Source organism: Pseudomonas sp. NPDC087817 (assembly GCF_044742875.1).
Classification (GTDB): Bacteria; Pseudomonadota; Gammaproteobacteria; order Pseudomonadales; family Pseudomonadaceae; genus Aquipseudomonas.
The window spans coordinates 42,914-66,824 of the sequence record NZ_JBIUVJ010000008.1; the positions used below are offsets into that span (position 1 = coordinate 42,914).

Annotated in this window: 25 protein-coding genes and 1 pseudogene; 14 read left to right on the plus strand and 12 right to left on the minus strand. The window is 59.5% G+C overall.

Annotated features, from left to right (window positions below):
• Positions 1-91 precede the first annotated feature (91 nt).
• The 4 genes and pseudogenes from ACIONG_RS09805 to ACIONG_RS09820 all read left to right on the plus strand — a co-directional run bounded on the left by ACIONG_RS09805 (position 92) and on the right by ACIONG_RS09820 (position 5,105).
• Positions 92-1,109: pseudogene (locus ACIONG_RS09805) on the plus strand (alpha-ketoacid dehydrogenase subunit beta).
• Entirely contained in the window at positions 1,110-2,387 is a 1,278-nt protein-coding gene (locus tag ACIONG_RS09810) for a dihydrolipoamide acetyltransferase family protein (RefSeq protein WP_401298641.1), read from the plus strand.
• 7 nt (positions 2,388-2,394) lie between these two features.
• Entirely contained in the window at positions 2,395-3,768 is a 1,374-nt protein-coding gene (gene lpdA / locus ACIONG_RS09815) for a dihydrolipoyl dehydrogenase (protein WP_401298644.1), read from the plus strand.
• A gap of 317 nt (positions 3,769-4,085) precedes the next feature.
• Complete coding sequence (locus ACIONG_RS09820; protein WP_024013350.1) at positions 4,086-5,105, plus strand: branched-chain amino acid aminotransferase; 1,020 nt, start codon at positions 4,086-4,088, stop codon at positions 5,103-5,105.
• 54 nt (positions 5,106-5,159) lie between these two features.
• Here ACIONG_RS09820 and ACIONG_RS09825 read toward each other — a convergent pair whose 3' ends face one another.
• Positions 5,160-6,038: a LysR substrate-binding domain-containing protein gene (locus ACIONG_RS09825; RefSeq protein ID WP_401298647.1), complete on the minus strand. Its 879-nt coding sequence runs from the start codon at positions 6,036-6,038 to the stop codon at positions 5,160-5,162.
• A 105-nt stretch (positions 6,039-6,143) separates the two neighbouring features.
• On the opposite strand from ACIONG_RS09825, the gene ACIONG_RS09830 reads away from it, so the two are divergent.
• Positions 6,144-6,722: a LysE family translocator gene (locus tag ACIONG_RS09830; protein WP_401298650.1), complete on the plus strand. Its 579-nt coding sequence runs from the start codon at positions 6,144-6,146 to the stop codon at positions 6,720-6,722.
• 19 nt (positions 6,723-6,741) lie between these two features.
• Here ACIONG_RS09830 and ACIONG_RS09835 read toward each other — a convergent pair whose 3' ends face one another.
• From ACIONG_RS09835 to ACIONG_RS09845, 3 genes are all read right to left on the minus strand, one after another.
• Positions 6,742-7,563: a TIGR03915 family putative DNA repair protein gene (locus tag ACIONG_RS09835; protein WP_401298653.1), complete on the minus strand. Its 822-nt coding sequence runs from the start codon at positions 7,561-7,563 to the stop codon at positions 6,742-6,744.
• Positions 7,560-8,780: a putative DNA modification/repair radical SAM protein gene (locus tag ACIONG_RS09840; RefSeq protein WP_103305876.1), complete on the minus strand. Its 1,221-nt coding sequence runs from the start codon at positions 8,778-8,780 to the stop codon at positions 7,560-7,562. The genes ACIONG_RS09835 and ACIONG_RS09840 overlap by 4 nt, the downstream gene beginning before the upstream one ends.
• Positions 8,781-8,886: 106 nt before the next feature.
• Positions 8,887-9,642: an ArsR/SmtB family transcription factor gene (locus ACIONG_RS09845; RefSeq protein ID WP_401298658.1), complete on the minus strand. Its 756-nt coding sequence runs from the start codon at positions 9,640-9,642 to the stop codon at positions 8,887-8,889.
• 79 nt (positions 9,643-9,721) lie between these two features.
• Here ACIONG_RS09845 and ACIONG_RS09850 point away from each other — a divergent pair, with 79 nt between their 5' ends.
• Complete coding sequence (locus ACIONG_RS09850) at positions 9,722-10,831, plus strand: cytochrome P450 (RefSeq protein WP_401298661.1); 1,110 nt, start codon at positions 9,722-9,724, stop codon at positions 10,829-10,831.
• Between the two features lie 105 nt (positions 10,832-10,936).
• On the opposite strand, the gene ACIONG_RS09855 is transcribed toward ACIONG_RS09850, so the two are convergent.
• Together ACIONG_RS09855 and ACIONG_RS09860 are read right to left on the minus strand one after the other, a co-directional pair.
• Positions 10,937-12,205 (minus strand): Nramp family divalent metal transporter, encoded by a 1,269-nt coding sequence (locus tag ACIONG_RS09855; protein ID WP_401298856.1) that lies wholly within the window; start codon positions 12,203-12,205, stop codon positions 10,937-10,939.
• Between the two features lie 147 nt (positions 12,206-12,352).
• Positions 12,353-12,889, minus strand: a complete 537-nt coding sequence (locus tag ACIONG_RS09860; RefSeq protein WP_103305872.1) for a chalcone isomerase family protein — start codon at positions 12,887-12,889, stop codon at positions 12,353-12,355.
• 148 nt (positions 12,890-13,037) lie between these two features.
• Here ACIONG_RS09860 and ACIONG_RS09865 point away from each other — a divergent pair, with 148 nt between their 5' ends.
• Both ACIONG_RS09865 and ACIONG_RS09870 read left to right on the plus strand, forming a co-directional pair.
• The gene (locus ACIONG_RS09865; RefSeq protein ID WP_212809340.1) at positions 13,038-13,823 is read left to right on the plus strand and encodes a hypothetical protein; all 786 of its coding nucleotides are present in this window, start codon (positions 13,038-13,040) and stop codon (positions 13,821-13,823) included.
• A gap of 98 nt (positions 13,824-13,921) precedes the next feature.
• Entirely contained in the window at positions 13,922-14,485 is a 564-nt protein-coding gene (locus ACIONG_RS09870) for a hypothetical protein (protein ID WP_401298665.1), read from the plus strand.
• Here ACIONG_RS09870 and ACIONG_RS09875 read toward each other — a convergent pair.
• The 4 genes from ACIONG_RS09875 to ACIONG_RS09890 all read right to left on the minus strand — a co-directional run bounded on the left by ACIONG_RS09875 (position 14,475) and on the right by ACIONG_RS09890 (position 18,347).
• Positions 14,475-15,191, minus strand: a complete 717-nt coding sequence (locus tag ACIONG_RS09875) for an alpha/beta hydrolase (RefSeq protein ID WP_401298668.1) — start codon at positions 15,189-15,191, stop codon at positions 14,475-14,477. The genes ACIONG_RS09870 and ACIONG_RS09875 overlap by 11 nt on opposite strands.
• Positions 15,192-15,564: 373 nt before the next feature.
• Positions 15,565-16,677: a succinylglutamate desuccinylase/aspartoacylase family protein gene (locus ACIONG_RS09880; RefSeq protein ID WP_401298671.1), complete on the minus strand. Its 1,113-nt coding sequence runs from the start codon at positions 16,675-16,677 to the stop codon at positions 15,565-15,567.
• 197 nt (positions 16,678-16,874) lie between these two features.
• On the minus strand, positions 16,875-17,654 hold the full coding sequence (locus ACIONG_RS09885) for an ABC transporter substrate-binding protein (RefSeq protein WP_401298674.1): 780 nt from the start codon (positions 17,652-17,654) through the stop codon (positions 16,875-16,877).
• Between the two features lie 264 nt (positions 17,655-17,918).
• Positions 17,919-18,347 carry a rhodanese-like domain-containing protein gene (locus ACIONG_RS09890; protein WP_401298677.1) on the minus strand — a complete coding sequence of 143 codons (429 nt, stop codon included), beginning with the start codon at positions 18,345-18,347 and terminating at the stop codon, positions 17,919-17,921.
• A gap of 102 nt (positions 18,348-18,449) precedes the next feature.
• Here ACIONG_RS09890 and ftrA point away from each other — a divergent pair, with 102 nt between their 5' ends.
• The 5 genes from ftrA (at position 18,450) to ACIONG_RS09915 (ending at position 21,429) form a co-directional block, all read left to right on the plus strand.
• The gene (ftrA, locus tag ACIONG_RS09895) at positions 18,450-19,424 is read left to right on the plus strand and encodes a transcriptional regulator FtrA (protein ID WP_401298680.1); all 975 of its coding nucleotides are present in this window, start codon (positions 18,450-18,452) and stop codon (positions 19,422-19,424) included.
• Positions 19,425-19,861: 437 nt separating this feature from the next.
• On the plus strand, positions 19,862-20,242 hold the full coding sequence (locus tag ACIONG_RS09900) for a DUF6124 family protein (RefSeq protein ID WP_103305864.1): 381 nt from the start codon (positions 19,862-19,864) through the stop codon (positions 20,240-20,242).
• 2 nt (positions 20,243-20,244) lie between these two features.
• Entirely contained in the window at positions 20,245-20,514 is a 270-nt protein-coding gene (locus ACIONG_RS09905) for a hypothetical protein (RefSeq protein WP_103305863.1), read from the plus strand.
• A gap of 276 nt (positions 20,515-20,790) precedes the next feature.
• Positions 20,791-21,114 (plus strand): type II toxin-antitoxin system RelE/ParE family toxin, encoded by a 324-nt coding sequence (locus ACIONG_RS09910; RefSeq protein WP_401298684.1) that lies wholly within the window; start codon positions 20,791-20,793, stop codon positions 21,112-21,114.
• A 3-nt stretch (positions 21,115-21,117) separates the two neighbouring features.
• Positions 21,118-21,429 carry a helix-turn-helix domain-containing protein gene (locus ACIONG_RS09915; RefSeq protein ID WP_401298686.1) on the plus strand — a complete coding sequence of 104 codons (312 nt, stop codon included), beginning with the start codon at positions 21,118-21,120 and terminating at the stop codon, positions 21,427-21,429.
• 87 nt (positions 21,430-21,516) lie between these two features.
• Here the strand turns inward: ACIONG_RS09915 and ACIONG_RS09920 are convergent, their stop codons facing one another.
• A complete protein-coding gene (locus tag ACIONG_RS09920) occupies positions 21,517-21,855 on the minus strand; it encodes an FKBP-type peptidyl-prolyl cis-trans isomerase (RefSeq protein ID WP_103305861.1) in 339 nt (112 codons plus the stop codon).
• Positions 21,856-22,018: 163 nt separating this feature from the next.
• Here ACIONG_RS09920 and ACIONG_RS09925 point away from each other — a divergent pair, with 163 nt between their 5' ends.
• Positions 22,019-23,098, plus strand: coding sequence for a diguanylate cyclase domain-containing protein (locus ACIONG_RS09925; RefSeq protein WP_401298689.1), 1,080 nt, complete (start codon positions 22,019-22,021; stop codon positions 23,096-23,098).
• 9 nt (positions 23,099-23,107) lie between these two features.
• Here ACIONG_RS09925 and ACIONG_RS09930 read toward each other — a convergent pair whose 3' ends face one another.
• Positions 23,108-23,416 (minus strand): RcnB family protein, encoded by a 309-nt coding sequence (locus ACIONG_RS09930; protein WP_103305859.1) that lies wholly within the window; start codon positions 23,414-23,416, stop codon positions 23,108-23,110.
• Positions 23,417-23,911: the final 495 nt, after the last annotated feature.

A 23,911-nucleotide genomic window follows, 5' to 3' on the forward strand; every position in this document is an offset into this window, starting at 1 on the left:
AAACAGAAGACGGAAAACTAGAAGCACAACAGTCACAAGATTTGAATCTTAAATTAAACATCACAAAAAAAATATTCAGTTGGAAACCGCCATGACCACGACCACCATGACCATGATCCAGGCCCTGCGCTCGGCCATGGATGTGATGCTTGAGCGTGACGACAATGTGGTGGTGTTCGGTCAGGACGTCGGTTACTTCGGCGGCGTGTTCCGTTGCACCGAAGGTCTGCAAACCAAATACGGCACTTCGCGGGTGTTCGACGCACCGATCTCCGAGAGCGGCATCGTCGGCGTTGCCGTCGGCATGGGCGCTTACGGTCTGCGCCCGGTAGCGGAAATCCAGTTCGCCGACTACGTCTACCCTGCTTCCGACCAGATCATTTCCGAAGCCGCCCGCCTGCGTTATCGCTCGGCCGGCGAGTTCACCGCACCGATGACGTTGCGCATGCCTTGCGGTGGCGGCATCTACGGTGGCCAGACCCACAGCCAGAGTATCGAGGCGATGTTCACTCAGGTCTGTGGCCTGCGCACCGTCATGCCCTCCAACCCGTACGATGCCAAAGGCCTGCTGATCGCCTCCATCGAAAACGATGACCCGGTGATCTTTCTTGAGCCAAAACGCCTGTACAACGGCCCGTTCGACGGCCACCACGACCGCCCGGTAACCCCGTGGTCGAAACACCCGCAAGCCCAGGTCCCGGATGGTTACTACACCGTACCGCTGGACGTCGCGGCGATCACTCGTCCGGGTAAAGACGTGACCGTGCTGACTTACGGCACCACCGTGTACGTCTCGCAAGTTGCCGCCGAAGAGTCCGGCGTCGATGCTGAAGTCATCGACCTGCGCAGCCTGTGGCCGCTGGATCTGGAAACCATCGTCAAATCGGTGAAGAAAACCGGCCGTTGCGTGGTGGTTCACGAAGCCACCCGCACCTGCGGTTTCGGCGCCGAACTGGTGTCGCTGGTGCAAGAGCATTGCTTCCATCACCTGGAAGCGCCGATCGAACGCGTCACCGGTTGGGACACCCCCTACCCGCACGCGCAAGAGTGGGCGTATTTCCCTGGGCCGTCCCGAGTGGGCGCGGCGGAAACGGGTCATGGAGGTCTGAATGGGCACGCACGTTATCAAGATGCCGGACATCGGCGAAGGCATCGCAGAAGTAGAACTGTCGCAGTGGCACGTCAAGGTTGGCGATCTGGTCGTGGAAGATCAGGTATTGGCGGACGTGATGACGGATAAGGCGATGGTCGATATTCCGTCGCCCGTGCACGGTAAAGTCATTGCCCTCGGCGGTCAGCCGGGCGAAGTGATGGCGGTCGGCAGTGTACTGATCAGTATTGAAGTGGAAGGCGCGGGCAATCTGAAGGAGTCCGACAAACCGGCTCCAGTTGCGGCGAAAGAACCTGTTGCACCGAAAGTCGAAACCGTCGTCGAGAACAAACCTGCTCCAGCCGCCGCACCGCGTCCGGCTGCTGTTTGCCAAGGTCCGATGGTGGCTCGCGAAGCAGACGAACGCCCATTGGCCTCGCCGGCAGTGCGCAAGCATGCGCTGGATCTGGGCATCCAATTGCGTCTGGTCCGTGGTTCCGGCCCGGCCGGTCGCGTGCTGCACGAAGACCTCGACGCCTATCTGGCGCAAGGTCAGTCGAATGCATCGGCACCTGCATCTGCCGCTTACGCCGAGCGCAACGATGAAGAACAGATCCAAGTGATCGGCATGCGCCGCAAGATCGCCCAACGCATGCAGGACGCCACCCAGCGTGCAGCACACTTCAGCTACGTCGAAGAAATCGACGTCACCGCGATCGAAGAACTGCGCGCGCACCTCAACGAAAAACACGGCGTCAGCCGTGGCAAGTTGACCTTGTTGCCGTTCCTCGTACGTGCATTGGTCGTTGCCCTGCGTGACTTCCCGCAAATGAACGCTCGCTACGACGACGAAGCCCAGGTCATCACCCGCCTCGGCGCGGTGCATGTTGGCGTCGCTACACAAAGCGATGTCGGCCTGATGGTGCCGGTGGTGCGTCACGCCGAGGCGCGCAGCCTGTGGGACAACGCGGCGGAGATCTCGCGTCTGGCCAATGCCGCACGCAATGGCAAGGCCAGCCGTGATGAACTGTCGGGCTCGACCATCACCCTTACCAGCCTCGGTGCACTGGGCGGCATCGTCAGCACGCCGGTGCTGAACCTGCCGGAAGTGGCGATCGTCGGCGTGAACAAAATCGTCGAGCGCCCGATGGTCGTCAAAGGCCAGGTGGTGATTCGCAAGATGATGAACCTCTCCAGCTCCTTCGATCACCGGGTGGTCGACGGCATGGACGCGGCGCTGTTCATTCAGGCCATTCGCGGTTTGCTCGAACAACCCGCCACTTTGTTTGTGGAGTAAGGCACCCATGCAATCCTTGAACACCACGCTGCTGATTATCGGCGGCGGCCCCGGCGGTTACGTCACAGCTATTCGCGCCGGACAACTGGGCATTCCGACGATTCTGGTCGAAGGCCAATCGCTGGGTGGCACTTGCCTGAACATCGGCTGCATCCCGTCGAAAGCGCTGATTCATGTGGCCGAGCAGTTTCACCAGACTCAACACCACAACCAGCATTCGGCGCTGGGTATCAGTGTTTCCGCCCCTACTCTCGACATTACTAAAAGCGTCGAATGGAAGGATGGCATTGTTGATCGCCTGACTACTGGCGTCGCCGCACTGCTGAAAAAGAACAAAGTCCAGGTCATCAATGGCTGGGCCAAAATTATCGATGGCAAAACCGTCGAAGTCGGCGAAACCCGTATCCAGTGCGAGCATCTGGTGCTGGCCACCGGGTCCACCAGCGTCAACCTGCCGATCCTGCCGATTGGCGGGCCGATCATCTCCTCCACCGAAGCACTGGCACCGAAGTCGGTACCCAAACGCCTGGTGGTGGTCGGCGGTGGTTATATCGGTCTGGAGTTGGGCATTGCCTATCGCAAGCTGGGTGCCGAGGTCAGTGTGGTCGAGGCCCAGGATCGCATCCTGCCGGCCTATGACGCGGAACTGACACAACCGGTGCATGACGCGCTGAAGCAACTGGGTGTAAAGCTGTATCTCAAGCACAGCGTTTTAGGCTTCGACGGCACGTTGCAAGTGCGCGATCCGAATGGCGATACCCTGAACCTGCAAACCGATCAGGTGCTGGTTGCCGTCGGGCGCAAACCTAATACTCAGGGCTGGAACCTCGAGGCGCTTAATCTTGAGATGAACGGCTCGGCAATCAAGATCGACAGCCGCTGCCAGACCAGTATGCGCAACGTCTACGCCATCGGCGACCTCTCCGGCGAGCCGATGCTGGCTCACCGTGCAATGGCTCAAGGCGAAATGGTTGCCGAGTTGATCAGCGGCAAAACCCGCGAATTCAATCCGACCGCCATTGCCGCCGTGTGCTTCACCGACCCGGAACTGGTGGTGGTCGGCAAGACTCCGGACGAGGCCAAGGCTGCCGGACTGGACTGCATCGTTTCCAGTTTCCCGTTCGCCGCCAATGGCCGGGCGATGACCCTGGAATCGAAAAGCGGTTTCGTGCGGGTGGTCGCTCGTCGCGACAATCATCTGGTTGTCGGCTGGCAAGCGGTGGGCGTTGGGGTTTCGGAATTGTCCACGGCGTTTGCGCAAAGCCTGGAAATGGGTGCGCGACTGGAAGACATCGGCGGCACCATTCATGCGCACCCGACTTTGGGTGAGGCGGTGCAGGAAGCGGCGCTGCGTGCTTTGGGGCATGCGTTGCACCTGTGACACAAAAACCTGTGGCGAGGGAGCTTGCTCCCGCTGGGCTGCGAAGCGGCCCCAAACCCCGCCACCACCGTGCATCTGATGCACCGCAGTGTCCGGTTTTGCCAGTGCTGCGCACTGGAGCGGGAGCAAGCTCCCTCGCCACAAAAGAGCTGGGGCATGCAGGAATGATGGGGATTTAGTAAGCAAGCTAATATTTTTGCCAATCCCTCCATCGTCCGGGCTGCGAAACCGCGCAAGAATGAAGTATTGTTGTGCCCATCCAAAAAACGTCAGAAGCCTTGAACCGTTTCGACGGTTGTTCAGTGATAGAGGGTGTCATGGGTAACGAAAGCATCAATTGGGACAAGCTGGGTTTTGACTACATCAAGACCGACAAACGCTATCTGTCGTACTTTCGCGATGGCGAGTGGGACAAAGGCACCCTGACCGAAGATAACGTGCTGCACATCAGCGAAGGCTCGACTGCCCTTCACTATGGCCAGCAGTGCTTCGAAGGCATGAAGGCCTATCGTTGCAAGGACGGCTCGATCAACCTGTTCCGCCCAGACCAGAACGCCCTGCGCATGCAACGCAGCTGTGCGCGTCTGCTGATGCCGACGGTCGACACCGAGCAGTTCATCGAAGCCTGTAAAGCCGTGGTTCGTGCCAACGAGCGCTTCATTCCGCCCTACGGCACCGGCGGCGCGCTGTACCTGCGTCCGTTCGTGATCGGCGTGGGTGACAACATCGGCGTGCGCACCGCTCCCGAGTTCATCTTCTCGATCTTCTGCATTCCGGTCGGTGCCTACTTCAAGGGTGGCCTGACTCCTCACAACTTCCAGATCTCCAGCTACGACCGCGCGGCCCCACAAGGCACCGGCGCAGCCAAGGTCGGTGGCAACTACGCCGCCAGCCTGATGCCGGGCTCGAAAGCGAAAAAAGCCAACTTCGCCGACGCGATCTATCTCGATCCGATGACCCACACCAAAATCGAGGAAGTCGGTTCGGCCAACTTCTTCGGGATCACCCACGACAACAAGTTCGTCACCCCGAACTCGCCGTCGGTACTGCCGGGTATCACCCGTCTGTCGCTGATTGAACTGGCGAAATCACGTCTGGGCCTGGAAGTGGTTGAAGGCGACGTGCTGATCGACAAACTGTCGGACTTCAAGGAAGCCGGCGCCTGCGGTACCGCTGCGGTCATCACCCCGATCGGCGGTATCAGCTACAACGATCACCTGCACGTTTTCCACAGCGAAACTGAAGTCGGCCCTGTTACCCAGAAGCTCTACAAAGAGCTGACTGGCGTGCAGACCGGCGACATCGAAGCGCCAGCGGGCTGGATCGTCAAGGTTTGATCTGACGACTGCTGATGCACAAAAGCCCCCATCGAGTGATCGCTGGGGGCTTTTTCATGGCCGCTGTTTGTGCAACCACTCGATGAACACGTTGCTGTACGCAGACGCTTGCGGCGCCACACCGTAGTAATAGCGCGGCAGTGGCATGCGCAAGTCCGGCAACGGGCAGATCAACCGACCGCTCGACAAATGCGTGCCAAGCAATGTGGTCGGACACAGCGCCAGCCCATCGCCCGCCACCGCTGCCTCCAGCACCCGGTGCATGTAATCGAATTGCCGGATCACCTGCGTGGTGCTTTGACTTTGCCCGAAATGCATGGCCCAGTGGTGCCAGTCCTCGCGACGCGCCCTGACGGTCAACAAGGTATGTGCGCTGAGGCCTGCGAGGTTCGCCAGCGGCAGTCGCTCAATCAATCCAGGCGCCGCGACCAGAACCAACTCATCCTCGAACAATGCGTGCGCCTCGAGCGCCGGCGCCCAGTCGTCGCGGCCACGACGGATGACAATGTCGAAATCATCGCGGGCCGGATCCGGCGATTGCGTCTGCGTGACGACTTGGGCGTCGATATGCGGATGCTGCGCCGCGAAGTCCGCCAACCGAGGCGTCAGCCATAACAGCGCGAAGGACGGCCGGACATTTATCTTGATCGTCGGTCGCGCCGCCTGCTGTTTCAATTCGGCAGCGGCGTCGGCAATCTGCGCCAGACCAGCGCTGACTTGCTGATAAAAACGCTGACCGGCCGGCGTCAGCAGCGACTGCCTGACACGCCTTTCAAACAGCAGAACACCCAAATGTTCTTCCAGCAGTTTGACGTGGCGGCTGACCGCACTGTGACTGACATGCAGTTCATCGGCCGCCAGGCTGAAGCTCTGGTGACGCGCGGCCACAGCGAAGGCACGAACCGCGTTTAGCGGGGGAAGTGGATTTTTCATGCGTCTAATTTAGTTACATGTAGGCTGCATTTAAAGCGTTTGTCAGCATTTTGTCGTCACGCCAATCTGCCTGCACGCAGACATGCGATTCGACGGAGCACCACCATGCACAGCTACGGACTCTTTGTCCTGTTCGCCACCCTGATCATCCTAAGCCCCGGTCCGGGTGTGATCCTGACGCTTTCCAATGCCGTGCGCCTGGGCTGGACCGGCGCAGTGCCGGGGATTCTGGGGATCGCCTCGGGGGCTTTTGTGGTTGCAGCTCTCAGTGCTACCAGCCTCGGCCTGATCCTCAGCGCCTCGGCGACGGCCTTCAGTGTGCTGAAATACGCTGGGGCTGCCTACCTGTTGTACCTCGGTTTCAAGAGCTGGCGTTCGGACCGTTTCCGTACCCTGCAAGCGGTTCGCCCTTCTCGTGCGGGCTACCGCTTTCTGGAAGCAGCGTCTTTGCAGTTTCTCAATCCCAAAGCCATCTTCTTCTTTCTGGCGGTGTTCCCGCAGTTCATCGACACGGAACAGGCCTTTTACGCGGTACTGGTGATTGTGGTGCATGGCAGCTACGCCCTGCTTGCCAATGCCGCCAAAGGTTGGCTGTCGAGCCCGAAAGGATCGTGGCTCGCGGCGAAAGTCTCGGGCGTGACCTTTGCCGGTTTTGGTCTGCTGATGGCTTTGGCAACTCGCTGAGCTGACGACTGCATCCAGACTATTTCAATGCGATGCGCTTGCCCGCCCGCGAGGCGATTCCGCTGGCCTGCCCGTTCTGTTGCTTGCCCATCCGCGCCTGGGTGATCAATCCGGGAATCAACTCTCCCTCCGGCAGGTTCTTCCAGAACCGCACCGGCAAATGCCCCTGCATGACCTTCGGGTTCAACCGCGCCGGGTTGAAGATGTGGCTGTAATAGGTCAACCACAATTCGCCGTGGGGATCGTCGACGTTCTGCGCCATTTGCTGCCATTCAACCGGGCAGTGGCGCTGATGAATCAGTTGTTCGCCATCGTAGTAAACGCCATCGCGTGGTGTCGCAATCAGCCAGCGGTGCCGTCCCATACGTGCAACGAAATGCTCACTGGCGCTGTGCAGGATGTCGTGAGCAGGTTCGTGCCAGGCGACATATTGTGGGCCTGGTAAATCTTTCGGGCGTTCGATGAAACGCACGAACGCATGCAAATGATGGGCTTCACGGCTCACTTGCTTGATCCGTCTCTGCAACTCGCTACCAAGTTTGTCACCGGCCATCATTGCCGTACGATCACCGTGGCTGACTCGCCACAGCACTTCATACAGCAGGCTCCAGCGTTGATCGCCCCGGTATTGCGCGGCCTGTTCCAGTGTGTCGAGCAGCGTACGCGGAATCCGTGCCTGAAATGGCCCCTGGCCCTCAGGCACGTGATCATCACTGGCAAACAGATCGGCCACGCCTTCCGAGGCCCAACTCACCACGCTCGGATCGATTTCATGACTGAGCAGCCAGCGCGCCTGCTGGCGCCAGGTGTCGAACAGGTCATCGCAATCGAGATTGATCATCCCCACAACCCCATCTGCTGTGGCATTGGCCGGTCGCGCAATTGCTGGTAGAGCAAATGGCTGGTGACCTCGCCCTGCTGCGGGTGGTAATCGCTGGTGATCATGAACGGCTTGGCCTTCGCCAGCACGCAGCGCATGCGCGCCACATCCTCGTAGCGGATCCGCCGCTGACGACGCAACTCCACCAGCCGTTCGGTGGTGCGCAGGCCAATGCCGGGAATGCGCGCGATCAACGCTGGCTCGGCACGGTTCAGGTCCAGTGGGAACACCTCGCGGTTCTGCAACGCCCACGCCAGTTTCGGATCGATGTCCAACGCAAGATTACCCGGACCGTCGAGCAACTCCCCGGCGCTGTAGCCGTAGCTGCGCAAGAGAAAATCCGCCTGATACAAACGATGCTCGCGCATCAATGGCGGCGCGGCCAGCGGCACGCTTTTCGGGCTGTCGGGGATCGGACTGAACGCCGAGTAATAAACCCGGCGCAGACGGAAGTTGCCGTATAGAGCCTGAGCGCCGTGAAGAATTGTGCTGTCGTCCGTGTCATCGGCGCCGACAATCAACTGCGTGCTTTGCCCCGCCGGAGCAAATTTTGGCGCGCGAGGTTCGTTGAGTACAGTCTGCTCACCGGTGTAGATGGTTTGCATCGCCTGCTTGATCGACCCGATGTTTTTCTCCGGCGCCAGGGTTTGCAGGCTGGCATCGGTGGGCAATTCGATATTGACGCTCAAGCGATCGGCGTAGCGCCCGGCCTCGGCGATCAGCGCTGGGTCGGCATCGGGAATGGTCTTGAGATGAATGTACCCGCGAAATTCGTGCTCTTCACGCAGCAGCTTCGCCACGCGGACAAGCTGCTCCATGGTGTAGTCCGCCGAGCGGATGATGCCGGAACTGAGAAACAGCCCGCTGACGCAGTTTCGCCGGTAGAAATCCATGGTCAGCGCCACGACTTCTTCGGGCGTGAAGCGAGCACGCGGTACATCGCTGGAACGGCGATTGACGCAGTATTGGCAGTCGTAGAGACAGAAATTGGTCAGCAGAATTTTCAACAGCGAGACACAGCGCCCGTCCGGCGTGTAGCTGTGGCAAATGCCCATGCCATCGGTCGAGCCCAGGCCGCTCTTGCCTTCGGAACTGCGCTTGGGCGCACCGCTGCTCGCGCAGGAGGCGTCGTACTTGGCGGCGTCGGCGAGGATGCTGAGCTTGTCGATGATTTGCATGGCTACGACTCAATACTGGTTATGCGTACAGTATCGAGTCTGATGAGTGAGTTCAAGGTGCAAGACCAGATCAAAAGATCACAGCCTTCAGCAGCACCTACACGATTCAGGTATATGCAGTCCCTGCAGCAGCTGCCGCAGGTTGCGATCTTTTGATCTTCGCCTCGACCGGCAACTCGACACCGAATCGCGCGCGGATTTCCCTGCGCCCCACCGCCGTCAGCGCCAACGCCCGACTGTCCAGATCCTGTGTCAGCCATTTGCGCTTCAACGCCATCTGCAACACCGCAGCCCCCAGCGAACCCCCGAGATGCGGCCGGCGCATGCTCCAGTCCAGACATGGGCAGGCGAATTTGCGACGCATCGTCGACAGGTCGCCGACCTCAATACCCAACCCGGCAAAAAACCCTTCGCCACTGGCGCTCAAGCGGTACGCCTGCTCATCGGTTGCCACCAGCCACCCCGCGTCAATAAAGCGGTCATGCAGCAGCACCGCCAGCGTCCCGGCCATGTGGTCGTAACAGGTGCGAGCAAATTGCAGGCGATCCGGCGTGTGCGGCTTGAAGGCCGGCGTGGCGTTCTGGCCGATCACCATCAACGCTTCCAAAGCCTGAGCAACACGTTTGTCGGCCAAGCTGTAATAACGATGGCGCCCCTGGATATGCAGACGCACCAGCGCCAGCTCCTTGAGTTTGGCCAAGTGCGCGCTGGCGGTGGACGCGCCAACTTCAGCGATGGCCGCCAGCTCGGTGGCCGTGCGGGCGTGGCCGTCCATCAACGAGCAGAGGATTTTCGTGCGCGCCGGCTCGGCGATGGCGGCGGCCACCTGCGAGACGCCGATGTCTTGATGTTCTGCATGCATGGTTCGCTCCCGGACGAATCATCGCCGTTAAGGAGTGGAGATAGTAGCAACACTTTTCCCCACGACAAGGCTGCGAACCATGGACCCGATCATCGCTGCGACTCATGCCGATCCTTATCCCTACTACGCCTCACTGCGCGCCGAAGGTGGGCTGACGTTTCACCCCGGCCTGAAATTGTGGGTCGCCAGCAGCGCTCGCGCCGTTTGCGCCGTACTGGCACATGCCGAGTGCCGGGTGCGTCCAGCGCTGGAACCCGTGCCCAAGGCGATCGTCGAGGGCATGGCCGGCAATGTCTTCGGCCAGTTAATGCGGATGAGCGACGGCGAACGCCAGCGCTGCCCGCGTTCGGCCTTCGAGCCTGCTTTGGAGTGGATCGATCACGACGAGGTCCGCGCAAGAGTGAGCGCACGCCTGATCAGCACAGACGCCGACGGTCTCTACAAAGCCATGTTCCGTGGCCCGGTGTGCGTGGTCGCGGCATTACTCGGCTTCAACCCGGCGCAGGGTCGGGCAATCAGTGACCTGACTGCCGACTTCGCCGCCTGTCTGTCGCCGTTGAGCAATGACCTGCAACTGGCGGCGGCCCACCGCGCGGCGGAACAGCTGCGGGGTTACTTCATCGAGTTGCTGGCCGAATCTGAAGGGAACAGCGCTTTGCTTGCGCGAATCCGGCAGCGTTTCAATGGCGATGAAGAAACCCTGATCGCCAACCTGATCGGCCTCTGCTCGCAGACGTTTGAAGCCACCGCCGGACTGATCGGCAATGCGCTGGTGGCGTTGCGGCGCAATCCTCAGCTATGCACTTACCCCGTCGAAGCCCTGCTGAGCGAAGTCCAGCGCTTCGACCCTTCAGTACAGAACACCCGGCGCTTTGTCGCGGCATCCTGCGAAATCGATGGCGTACGCCTGGAGGCTGGCGATGTGATTCTGGTGCTGCTGGCCTCGGCTAATCGCGATCCGGCGCTGAACGAAAACCCTGACCTGTTTCTGCCGGATCGAGCAAACCGCCGCAGTTTCAGTTTTGGCAGCGGTCGGCATCAGTGTCCGGGGCAAGCGTTGGCGATGGGCATTGCCAGTGCGACGCTGAGGCAGATTCTCGATCATGGCGTGGAACTGGATCGCCTGAGCTGGCATTACCGGCCTTCGCTCAATGGGCGTATTCCATTGTTCGGTTCTGTCGGCGCCTGAACGGACGTCTTCGCGAGCAAGCTCGCCCCCACAGGGAATTGCATTCCAGAGGTGGGAGTGGGCTTGCTCACGAAGACGTCAGGTCAGTCACCACACAATTGACGGTCAGACCGCCAATTGCAGAATCAACCAGCTATTGGCCCCGCTGATCAGCACAAATAACCCCCACGCCAGCACGCGGGTCGGCCAGCGGTTCACAAACGGCCCCATGAGCTGCTTGTCATTGGTCATGCGGATCAAGGGGTACAAGGCAAACGGCAGTTGCAGGCTCAACACCACCTGGCTCATCACCAGCAACTTGCCCACCGCGTTATCGCCCATCAGCCACACACCGATAAACGCCGGGATCAACGCCAGGCCTCGGGTGATCAGACGCCGTTGCCAGCAGGGAATCCGCAGGTTCAGATAGCCCTCCATGATCACCTGCCCGGCGATGGTGCCGGTGAAGGTCGAACTCTGGCCGGACGCGAGCAGCGCCACGCCAAACAACACACTGGCGAGCGCGCCGCCAACCAACGGATCGAGCAAGTGATAGGCATCCTGAATGTCCACCACGTCGGTGTGCCCGGACTGGTGAAACGCCGCCGCAGCGAGAATCAGGATCGCCGCGTTGACCAGCAGCGCCAGCGCCAGCGAGCCAATCGTGTCGATGCGTGCCAGTTTTACCGCGTCCTGTTTGCTCACCAGATCCTTGCCGATCATCCGCGTCTGCACGATGGAGGTATGCAGATAGAGGTTATGCGGCATCACCGTGGCGCCGAGAATGCCGATCGCCAGGTACAACGGCGCTGCATCGCTGATGGCCGACAAGGACGGTTTGAAACCCTGAAAGACATCCGGCCAGTACGGTTTGATCAGCACCAGTTCAACGAAGAAACACACACCAATGGTGGCGACCAGCACCAGCATGATCGCTTCCAGTCGGCGGAACCCACGGTTCTGCAAGGCCAGCACCAACAGCGTATCGAACGCGGTCAGGGCAATGCCGAAGGTCAGCGAACAACCGAGCAGCAAATGAAACGCCAGCGCGCAGCCGAGGACTTCGGCGAGGTCGGTGGCGATGATCGAGATCTCCGCCAACACCCATTGCAGGCGCGCCGTCGGCGTGCTGTAGCGCTCGCGGGACAATTGCGCCAGATCGCGCCCGGTGGCGATACCCAGCCGCGAACACAGGCACTGCACGACCATGCCCGCCAGACTCGCCAGCAACACCACGAACAGCAGGCTGTAGCCAAAGCGCGATCCGGCTTCGATGGCCGTCGCCCAGTTGCCCGGATCCATATAGCCGATCGACACCAGCAAACCGGGGCCGGCGAAGCGCAGCACCCGCTTGAAAAACGCGGCATTGGGATCAACCGTGACGCTGCCGGCCACTTCCGGCGGGCAAAACGGCGCGGTGGCGATTTTAGGCAAACTGAATTTCACGCACACATCCAGAAACAAGTCGAAAGACGCAGCTTAGACGTTTCGGGCTGCGCCATGAAGAGCAAAAGATCGCAGCCTTCGGCAGCTCCTACCGATTTACCGAGTCATCCCCAGCAACTGCTGACGCAGCTCGGGGCTGCGCGTTCGCGGATCCAGCCAGATATCAAAAAATGCCCGGGCAAACTGCGGATCATCAATCTCATGTTGCAACTGCTGCCCGACAAAAAACCGCGCGCCCTGCCCCGGCAGATAAACCCCGGTAATGCGCGTGCCGGCCTGTACATCGACAAACGACTGCTGCATCTGCATCTGCCAGCCTGCAAGTTGCGCGGCGCTGATGTTGCTGCCAGCCAGACGTTTGATTTCATCGACACTGGCTTTCACCAGGTCGTCACGAGAGATGGTGCGGCGGTAGATCAGTTCCAGAGCAAACGGTTGGTCCGGCGCCAACGGTCGCGCGGCGCTCCACAAGCGAGCGTTGTACACATCAAAACCCCATACGCTGAAGTCGCCGGTGCCAATAATCTGCGCGCCCGGCACCGCGTCCTGCCAATTGGCCCAGGTCGGGGTCAGCAGCAAAGCCCACAAACCGATGCCGCAGCATCCACGCAACACCTTTGGTGTTCTGTTCATCGCGGCATCGACTCCGGCAAAACCCTGATAATCAGAGCATAGCCACGAATCGCCAACGCAACTTTGTATACAGTTTCTGTATAACAATGCAGCAATCCATCAGCGCCAATGCTAACGTGGCCCACTCTCACCCGATGGAGACACCTGCGTGCTGATCCTCAAACTGCTGCTGATTCCCGGTTTTCTGCTGCTGATTTCGCTGGCCGGCAAGCGTTGGGGGCCAAGCGTGGCCGGGTGGCTGTCGGGCTTGCCGGTGGTGGTCGGGCCGATTCTGTTTTTCCTCGCCATTGAACAAGGGCCGCAGTTTGCCGCGCATTCGGCGGTGGCTGCGTTGTCGGCGATGTTCGCGATGATTGCCTTCTGCATCACCTACGCGCAGGTCGCCCAACGCGCGAACTGGCCGTTAGCGCTGACGGTGTCGCTGTCGGTGTGGGCCGTGATTGCTTGGGTGTTGTCGCTGATCCCGGCGTCACTGCCGTTTTCAGTGGCAGCGGCGGCGGTTGCGTTGTTGGCATCGCCGTACCTGTTTCCTACGGTGCAACCGATGCTCAACGGCCCGGCGCCGAAGTCGGACAAACTGATCTGGCGGATGATCGCCGGCGCCGCGTTGACCCTTGTGGTGACGATGCTGGCCAGCACCGTCGGCGAACGCTGGAGCGGGCTGTTGGCAGTGTTTCCGGTGCTGGGCAGTGTCATGGCGGTGTTTTCCCAGCAGACGCGCGGCCCAGCGTTTACTGCGGCATTGTTACGGGCGACGGCGACCGGTATGTACTCGTTTTCGGCATTTTGCCTGGTCTCGGCGCTGACCTTGCCGAGCCTGGGTCTGAGTGGCTTTGCCATTGGCGTGGCCGTGTCGGTGGCCATGCTTGGCGTGACGCGCAAGTTGCTGGCCAAACCGGCGCCGGTGAGATCAACGCGAACGTCTGACGCCTGAAGCGCTTCTATCAATAAGTCCGGACGAGCCGGGCTGGAGTGCCAAGGCGCTGCGTGGGATGATCGCCCGCCTGGCACGACCACTTCCCGGAGATTCGAATGACATTGTTGAGCAAAAAAGCCGTCGTCCTGTTGCTGGCGGCAGTCGCCGGCCTCGGCGCCATCAACGCTCAAGCCGCCAAGGCCAAGGAAAAAGCCGACACCGAGAAGGTCTCGATGCTCAATGGCAAATTCACCTTCACGCTGCCAAAAGGCTTCGTTGCCGATCCGCTGCCGGCCAGTTCGACGGGCGCCAAGGGCACGATGTACACCAACCAAGCGACCAAAACCGTGGTGATTGCCGCCGAAAACCAGATTCCCGAAGGCAACAACGTCAAGGACAACGACAGTGAGTTCCTCGACGGCACCGTCGCTGATTTCATTGATGCCCAGCGCAAGGCGCTGCCGGACTTCAACAAGCTCAGCGAAAAAAGCCTGACCCAGAAAGGCACCGGCCTGGGTCTGCGTCAGGTCGACAGCACCGCCACTCAGGGCGGCGGGCAGACGCTCAACACGACGTTGATGGCCGGCTCCGGTACGCGTATGGCGCTGGTCCAGGTGATTTCCCGGGTCAGCGACAAGAAAGGTCACGACGCACTGGTGAAAACCATCCTCAAGGATTGAGCTGCTGCAACCAGGCGTTCAAGTCGCGCAATTCGGCAGCACTGATGCTGTGACCGACGCCGGGATAGGCGTGAAACTGCGGTTTATAGGCGAGTTTCTGCAACAGTTCGTTGGCCGCTGTGCCGTCGTGGTACGGCACACGATCATCGGCGGTGCCGTGACCGATGAAGATGCTCAGTGGCAGCGGTGGTTGCGCGGTCTTCAGTTCAGCTTTCAACACTGGCAATAAACGCCCGCTCAACGCCGCGATACCACCCACGACAACGGGCGGCCGCAGCCCCACCTCGTAGGTCATCATCGCGCCTTGGCTGAAGCCGATCAGGTACACCTTGTCCGGTGCGGCGTGATACTTCTTCGCCGCTTGCGCGATAAAGTCCCGTAACTTCTGGCCGCTGGCCTTCAGATCATCGGTCTCGCCGTTGTAGGCACCTTCGCCTTTCTTGCGAAACCATTGGAAACGCCCTTCGCCCAATGCCAACGGTGCCTGCACCGACAGGTAGTTGTATTGCGCCGGCAGCTGGAATTTCATGCCGATCAGATCGGCCTCATTGCTGCCGTAACCATGCAGGAAAATCACCAGCGGACGCGGATCGGCGTCGGCGTGGACCTGTTCGATGTACTTGAGCGGCAGATCGGATTGCAGGGTGGTTTGAGCGTGGACGGCGCTGGACGCCAGGAGGGTCAACAGGGCAAAGACCTTCAACATAGAGCCTTCCTTTCACAGAGTGTCGGGTTCGGGGGGAGCCTAACATCCCGGGTCAAGGATCCAAATGTCGGATGTTGCTGATGCCGCCATCGCTGGCAAGCCAGCTCCCACAGGATTTGTGTGAATCCAATATTTTTGAACACCTCCAATCACTGTGGAGATGGCTGTCAGCTCACAATAAATTTGTGTGAACACCTTCAACCACTGTGGGAGCTGGCTTGCCAGCGATGAGGCCATCAAATCCAATGAAGGGCTATGAATTGGGTGTTGTTGATGGCCCCTTCGCGAGCAGGCTCACTCCTACATTTGGAATGCGTTCCCCTGTAGGAGTGAGCCTGCTCGCGATGAGGCCTTTAGATGCGACTAAAATCCGTCAGTCGTTAGTCAGTTTGCCCGTACGAAACGGCACCCGTCCCGCCACTTTCGCCTGCCAGATTCCCGGCTCGGTGTAACGCCCGCGATCAATCGCGAACAACACGCCACTGGTCCCTGCACGCACAGTGCTCACGCGGTCCTGCAGCGGATCAACCACTTCAAACAACGCATCGCCCTCCTCCACCCACTCGCCCGCATTGCGCAGGAAACTCACCACGCCATGGTGCGGCGCAAACAGGTATTCGGTGCCCGCAAACGGCATCCCTTCGCAGCACTCGCTCGGCGCCGCCGGCCATTCGCCGTTGATAAAACCCTGTTCTGCCAGAAAACCGAGAATCGCCTCGCAGTTGGCCTGGGCCTGATCGACCCGGGTGTCGCCCATACTGCCCAGCTCCAGCGTGGTGGCGAGGTTGGCCGCTGGAATCGCCGCATTCGGGAAGGCTCGCGCCAGACGCAACCACGGCGTCGAGCAGGATTCATCGAACGAGCTGCCGCCGGAGTCTTCACACAGTAGCGCCACGCCAGCCTTCAGCCGCGCCGCCAGGGATTGCCACTGCGGCCAGTGTTGCGGCAACGCATACAGGTGAATCGCCGCCTCGAAATCGCAATGCAGATCGAGGGTGATGTCGGCGTCGCAGGCATGACGCAGCAGCAAGCGATGCAGTGCCTCCAGTTGCGACGCCGCTGGCGGCAGTTCATCGAAAACCTGGCCCATGGCCTGGCGGATCAGCGCAATGTTGGCTTCGGCATCAGCGCCCAATTGATCACCGATCAATGCCGCTACCGGTGCGCTGAGTTCAACGAAGGCCCGGTTGAAATTCTTGCCGCTGCCCAACTCGAAGCGGCCCATGTGATTGCCTTGCAGATGCTGGTCGAGCCCGATCGGGTTGGCGACCGGCACCAGTTCGATCACACCTTGCAAGCGGCCCTGCGCTTCCAGTTCGTTGAGGCGTTGCTTGAGTTCCCATGCGGTACGCATGCCCGGCAGTTCATCGGCATGCAGGCTGGCCTGGATGTACACCTTGCGAGTGCCCGCGCCATAGCGGAACACGCTGAGTGAACGTTCGCTGCCCAAGTGGCTCCAGGGCAGAACGTGGTCGATGCGTTGCATGGGTAACTCCTCAATATCTGGATCACAAAGATCCCCTGTAGGAGTGAGCCTGCTCGCGATAGCGGTTTAACATTCAACATCATCGTCGTCTGATACTCCGCTATCGCGAGCAGGCTCACTCCTACAACGGTCTCACCACAATTAGAGCGCAAAAAAAGTGGCCACCGCGCAAACGGGGCCACTTTTTTTACGGCGTATTAATGGCCGTACACGTCAAAGTCGAAGTACTTGTCTTGCACTTGTTTGTACTTGCCGTTGGCGCGGATTTCGGTGATGGCCTTGTTGAATTGCTCAGCCAGCACGGTATCGCCCTTGCGCACTGCAATGCCGGCGCCGCCGCCGAAGTATTTGGCGTCTTCATAGGTTGGGCCAACGAATTCGAAGCCTTTGCCAGCGTCGGTTTTCAGGAAGCCGTCACTGAGGTTGACCGAGTCGGCCAGCATCGCGTCGAGACGACCGGAGGTCATGTCAAGGTTGGCTTCCTGCTGCGAGCCGTAACGGACCAGATCGATCCCGGCCGGCACCAGCACTTCAGTGGCGAAACGGTCGTGGGTACTGGCACGCAGCACGCCGACTTTCTTGCCTTTGAGCTGGGTCAGCGGGTCAGTGATGTTGGAGCCGGCCTTCATCACGAAGCGCGCCGGGGTGTGGTAGTACTTGATGGTGAAGTCGACGTTTTTCTTGCGATCGTCGGTGATGGTCATCGAGGACAGAATGGCGTCGATTTTCTTCACTTTCAGCGCCGGGATCAGGCCATCGAATTCCTGCTCGACCCAGGTACATTTGACTTTCATCTGCTCACACAACGCATCGCCGATGTCCACGTCAAACCCGGCCAGTTTGCCGTCCGGGGTTTTCATCGAGAACGGCGGGTAACCGGCTTCGATACCGATGCGGATCGGCTTGGCGTCTTCGGCCACAGCGGTCAGGGACAACATCGACAGTGCCAGGGCACCGAACATCACTAGCTTCTTCATTTATTACTCCTGTGTGCGGAGGCTTTTATTGGCAGCTTTCGATTCAGCGTTCGGTCATGGCCAATTGGCTATAAAAACCGAAGTGGCCGGCAGTCTATGGCGGCGCGCACAGGGTAAATTGTGTTTAAGCGACAAATACTTACGAAAGATCGGCGCACCGATTGACCGGGGTCAACGGTGAGCCGTTGTGGTGCAAAGGCTGTAGGACAGAACCTTATTTCGCGCAGGAAATCTGCGATGAGTACTACCCTTTGTGGCGAGGGATCAGCATTCACAGCCGATTGCGGTTTTGCCGACTGGTTCAACACTCAGTTGAAAGCCTTCATCAAGCCATCCGGTAACCCCACCCATCATCTCTTTGACCGGGTAACCCAGCGCTGCCAGTTTCACCGCTGCCTTGTTCGCGCCATTGCAATGTGGGCCAGCGCAATAGACCACGAACAGCGTGGTTTTCGGGTAACCCGCCAGTTGCTCTGCCGTCAGCAGCCGGTTCGGGATATTGATCGCGCCAGGCACATGCCCGCGCTCAAAAGCCAGCGGGCCGCGCACGTCGACCAGAACAAAATCAATCTCGCCAGCCTCCTGGCTGCTGAACACGTCGGAACAATCGGTTTCGAAGGTCAGACGATTGCTGAAATGCATCAAGGCAATCGCCGATGGAGCGGCGGGAATTTCGCGAACCAGGCTGGTCATGCGTTTTTGCTCCTACATCTGAGTGGGTGTGAACAGACTTTATCGAGCCGCCGCTTACCGCTACAGTGGCGCACAAGACACTCACCGGGAATTTTCCGCCAAATGCCGACATCACCAGGTCTGGTCGCAATTCTGGCCTACGACGGCCTCTGTACTTTCGAGTTCGGTATAGCCGTGGAGATTTTCGGCCTGGCCCGGCCGGAGTTCGATTTCCCGTGGTACACCCACGCCATTGCGGCGGTTGATCAAGGCCCGATGCGTGCCTTGGGTGGCATTCAAGTATTGGCCGATGGCGGTCTGGAACTGCTCGCCGAGGCGCGCACCATCATCATTCCCGGTTGGCGCGATCGAAATGCCGAGGTGCCTCAAGCGCTACTCGATGCACTGCGTCAGGCCCATGCCCGTGGCGCACGGTTGTTGTCGATCTGCTCGGGTGTGTTTGTGCTGGCGGCCAGCGGCCTGCTCGACGGGCACCGCGCCACCACGCATTGGCGCTACGCCACGGAACTGGCGCAGCGCTTTCCGGCGATTGCGGTTGATGCGGATGTGCTTTACGTCGACGCCGGTCAGTTGATCACCTCGGCGGGCAGCGCGGCTGGGATAGACGCCTGCCTGCATCTGGTGGCGCGGGACTTCGGCACTCAGGTGGCCAACTCGGTGGCGCGGCGACTGGTGATGTCGCCACAGCGTACCGGCGGGCAGGCGCAGTTTATTCCGACGCCGGTCAGCCCGACGCCGCGCAACGATCTGTCACGGGTGATGCAGTGGGCGCGCGAGCGTTTGCATGAACCGCTGGAAGTGCGCGATCTGGCCAGTGAAGCGGCGATGAGCGAGCGTACGTTTTTGCGGCGGTTCACCGAGGCCAGTGGCCAGTCGCCCAAGGCGTGGCTGCAGCATGAACGGCTGGCGCGGGCGCGGGAGCTGCTTGAGAGCACGCCGCATAACACCGAACAGATTGCCGAGCGCTGCGGGTATCGCTCGGTGGAGAGTTTTCGCGTGGCGTTTCGCGGGGTGGTGGGGGTGCCGCCGTCGGTGTATCGGGAGCGGTTTGGGCGTGGGGTGAAGGTCAGTTCTTGAGTGAGTTTTGAAGGCCCCATCGCGAGCAGGCTCGCTCCTACAGTTTGGGATGCATTGCCCCTGTGGGAGCGAGCTTGCTCGCGAAGGCGTCAGGAAAAACGCAGCATCATTTAGACATCAGCCATGAGGCTACAGCGCCTTGCGCCTTTGCCTACAACTACGCCAGAATCCGCCGGCTTGTGCGGCTTGGGGGCTGCCGGTAACTTGGTTCGCGTCACTGAAGGGTCAGTGATCGGGTTTAGTCGCTCGGTGTTTTCTCAAGTTCGCAAGCTGTTATTCAGTCTGGCATTTCCATGCCTGCACTCAATGGCGGCTGTGCGCAGGGCGCTTTCGAGCGCGCCGGTAATGCTTGGGATGCCGGTCGACTAACCTGCGTATAGCTGCCACCTAATGTTTAGTCGCAGAACGGTGTCAGCCTCATTGAGGTTTCCCAGCATATGTTCAAAATTACTCCGAATCCGCCCGAAACAGGCGCAGAAATCGATCCAAATCCTACGTCCCCCTATTCCACGCCGGGCTCCAGAAAACTCCACGAAGCCGCCGAACGCGCCCTCGATCACTACCTGAAACCCACGCCTCCTTCGCCACCGCGCAGACCCAGCACGATGTTCCTCGTTGACCCGAACACCGGCACCGAAGACCTCATGGCCCACGCCTGCGAATCGATGGCCTCGGCCAGCATCATGCTCAGCGACTTCGCCGCCCTGCTCGACTCGCCCTACCGCAACACCGTGCTCGGCATTCAACAGGTCGTCATGCTCGGCGAACTCGCAGTCAACCGCGCCCTCGACAAACTCGACCCCGACCTGAGGCAATGACCATGACTCACAAAACAGATGCACAAGTCGTCGCGGCATTGGTGGCCATGGGCTTCAACGAACGGGACAGACGCTGGGCACAGAACACCTGCCTGGTGCTGTTCGAAAGCGAACGAGAAACCATCGTCGCCTCCGCCGTCACCGTCCTCGCCCAACTCGATGAACTGGAAATCGACGCCGTCCTGCCGGCGCTGCGCCGAGTCAGCCGCCGATTCCCTTCACTGCAAAGGACGGTGGCCGACACCTTGGCCGAGATGGCGCACGCAGCCTGATTGACCGAGTGACAGCTCTTCGCGAGCAGGCTCGCTCCCACACGGGATCTGCAGTGCACTCAAATCCCATGAGCCACCGCAATCACTGTAGGAGTGAGCCTGCTCGCGAAGCTTTCTTTCTGCTGACAAATATCTGAATGTTTAATCCCTGCTTGCTTTATATCTGTTCTGATATAACCTGTTTTCAAAGTCCTTTCCGCCATTCCTTGCAACACAACACCGCCTCACAATTTCATCTGGACGATTACGCTTTTCCTATCAACAAAGGAGAAGTCGATGCAAAGACACAAGGATGTGGTGTTTGTCGGGAATGCGCTTAAAGACCTGAAAGAGCTCCCACTCGATGCCCGCAGAGCAGCGGGATTTCAGTTGGATCTCTTGCAACAGGGCGACGAACCCTTTGATTGGCGTCCAATGAAAACAGTTGGACGGGGCGTCAATGAAATCAGAATCACCGAGGATTCAGGGGCGTTTCGAGTGTTCTACGTGGTCAACCGACCTGAGGCGATCTATGTGCTGCATGTCATGCACAAGACCACACGCAAAACTGAAACGCGAGATATCGAACTGGCACTCGCCAGATACCAGGAAATAAGGTAGGCCATGATGGATCATCAAAATATTTCCCAGCGCTACTCAAGTGTCTGGGATGCACTCGAAGACACGCCGCGGGACGCCGCCAATATGCGTCTGCGGGCCAAGCTGATGCGCACGCTTTGCGAGACCATCCGAGCTTGGGAGCTTCCTCAGCAAGAAGCAGCCAAACGCTTGGGTATCACCCAGCCGCGACTCAACGATGTGCTCAATGGCAAAATCAACAAGTTCTCTTTGGATGCGTTGGTCAATCTGTCAGCCGCAGCAAAACTGGAGGTAGACATCTGCTTCCCGCTGGGCCAACCGTTGCAATGGTCTTGAAAGAAAGCTGACCCGCCGCCAACCAACTGTCCAGACAAATGATGAGGGGCATCGCCCCTCTCACGCCCATAGCGATCGCCACCCACCTCAATCATCCCGCGTCAGCACTTCCAGCAACTCAATCTCAAACACCAGATTCGAATTCGGCGGGATCTTGCCCATCGTCCGCTCGCCATACCCCAGGTGCGCCGGCACCAGCAGTTTGCGTTTGCCGCCGACTTGCATGCCCATCAAGCCCTGATCCCAACCCTTGATCACCCGCCCCGTGCCAATCACGCACTGAAACGGTTTGCCGCGACTGTGGGAAGAATCGAATTCGCTGCCGTCTTCCAGCCAACCGGTGTAGTGGGTGGTGATCAGCGCGCCTTTGACAGCGGCTTTGCCCTCGCCCACCTGAAGATCAATTACCTGCAGTTCATCATTCATGACATTCACTCTATTGTTCAGCTGGCCGCCGTTTTCCCAGAATTGCCGGTCGATGGCAACCCGTAAGCGCAGATCAACGTGGTATCCGAAGCGAGTGCGGAACAATTAAGATAGCCAACCGCCATTACTTCTCGGATCGACTCGCCATGCTGGCAGCTCCTCAATGATTCAGCTCTGGATCAGCCTCGTCATCGGCGGGGCTTTGCTTGCTGTCATTATTCTGCTGAGCTGGCGTCAGCGCAGTTTGCGCAAGCAGCTTGCCGAATACCGTGAACTGCTGACCAGGGCCGCAGAGGGTCAGAACATTCATCAGGACGGCGACGTCGAGCGTTTCAAGCGCAGCCAGTATTTTGCGCGCATCGGCACCTGGGATTGGGAAGTTGACTCCGACCGGCTGTACTGGTCAGACGCGATTTACGGCATGTTCGGCTTCAGGATCGGCGAAATCACACCGTCCTATGCGCTGTTCTGTTCCTGCGTGCACCCGGACGATCGTGTCAGGGTGCGCGCCGGTGAACTGCGTTGTCTGGAAACCGGTGAAAATCACGATGAGGAATACCGCGTGGTCTGGCCCGACGGCACGATTCGCTGGCTGCGGGAAACCGGCAACGTGGTGCGCAATGACCACGACGCGGTGATCAAGATGATGGGCGTGGTGCGCGACATCACCGAAGAAAAAGCCTCGGCCAGCTACCTGCAACACCTCGCCCATTTCGATCCGCTGACCGGTCTGCCCAATCGTCTGGTGCTGGAACAAAAACTGTCAGAAGCACTGGATCACGCGCGGCAGACTGACACGCGCGTAGCCTTGGTATTTATCGACCTCAACGGCTTCAAAACCATCAACGACCACTACGGCCATGCCGCCGGCGACCGGGTGTTGATCACCACGGCCACGCGGCTGAAACGTATCCTGCGCGTCACCGACACCGTTGCGCGCATTGGCGGTGATGAGTTCGTGGTGATCCTGCAAGGCCTGGCACCGGGCCTCGACCTACAGGACGAAGCCCGCAGCATCTGCCAGAAAATCTTCATCGAACTGTCGCCCCCGATCAGCATCGGCAACGACCAGCGGCACATGGGTAGCAGCCTTGGGGTGGCGGTATTTCCGGATCATGCGACAGCCATGGACCGCCTGCTGCACATCGCCGACCTGGCGATGTATGAGGCCAAGCGCAGTGGTAATAATCAGTATCGGTTGGGCGGGGAAAGCCCTGCGCGCGTGCAGACGCAAGGCTTTTGAAACGCGGGCTTAACGCTCGACCGGTTGCATCTCGACGATCGTCCCGTTGGTGATCATCACCATTACGTACTTGTCGTTGATCTGCACCCACTGCGCCTGTTCGATCGGTGCTTTCAAGCCTTTCTGCTTCCAGTTTTTCAACGCTTTGTCGCTGCGCTGATAAACGTCCGGAGCACGGTCATTGACCTTCAATTCACGGTCGCTGACCGGAGATTGAACGGCGGGTTCGCTTGAGGTTTGCGCCGCTTGAACAAGGGGGCTGATCCCGGCAATGCCGGCGACGAGGGCCAGGCTGGCGATTAGGGTTTTGCTGTTCATCGGTGAACCTCCTGTGGTGTGTGATACCTGAACTCGGACTGCCAGGTACGGGAATCATTCCTTGTTTTTTGCTTGGGCTGGCCAGGGATTGTAGTTGCCGGTGAGGCCGCCATCGCTGGCAAGCCAGCTCCCACAGGTTTTTTGGTGTTTGCAAGAGCAGTGAGGACACTGCGCAAATTGTGGGAGCAGGCTGGCTGGGGGATTGTAGTTGCCTATAAGGCCGCTATCGCTGGCAAGCCAGCTCCCACAGTGGATCAGGTCGTTTACAAAGGTTGTGTACACCAAAGAAACCTGTGGGAGCTGGCTTGCCAGCGATAGGGCCAGCTCAGTCGACATCTTCATTGCCAGACTCACCGCTTTCGCGAGCAGGCTCGCTCCCACAGGGTCCAAGGGGTGTCCGACCCGGATTGATCCACTTTGCACATCAATCCATACCAACAATGCAATTAACAGATTGTTACATCTGCGCCACCATCCGCCTCAATAAAAACCGTG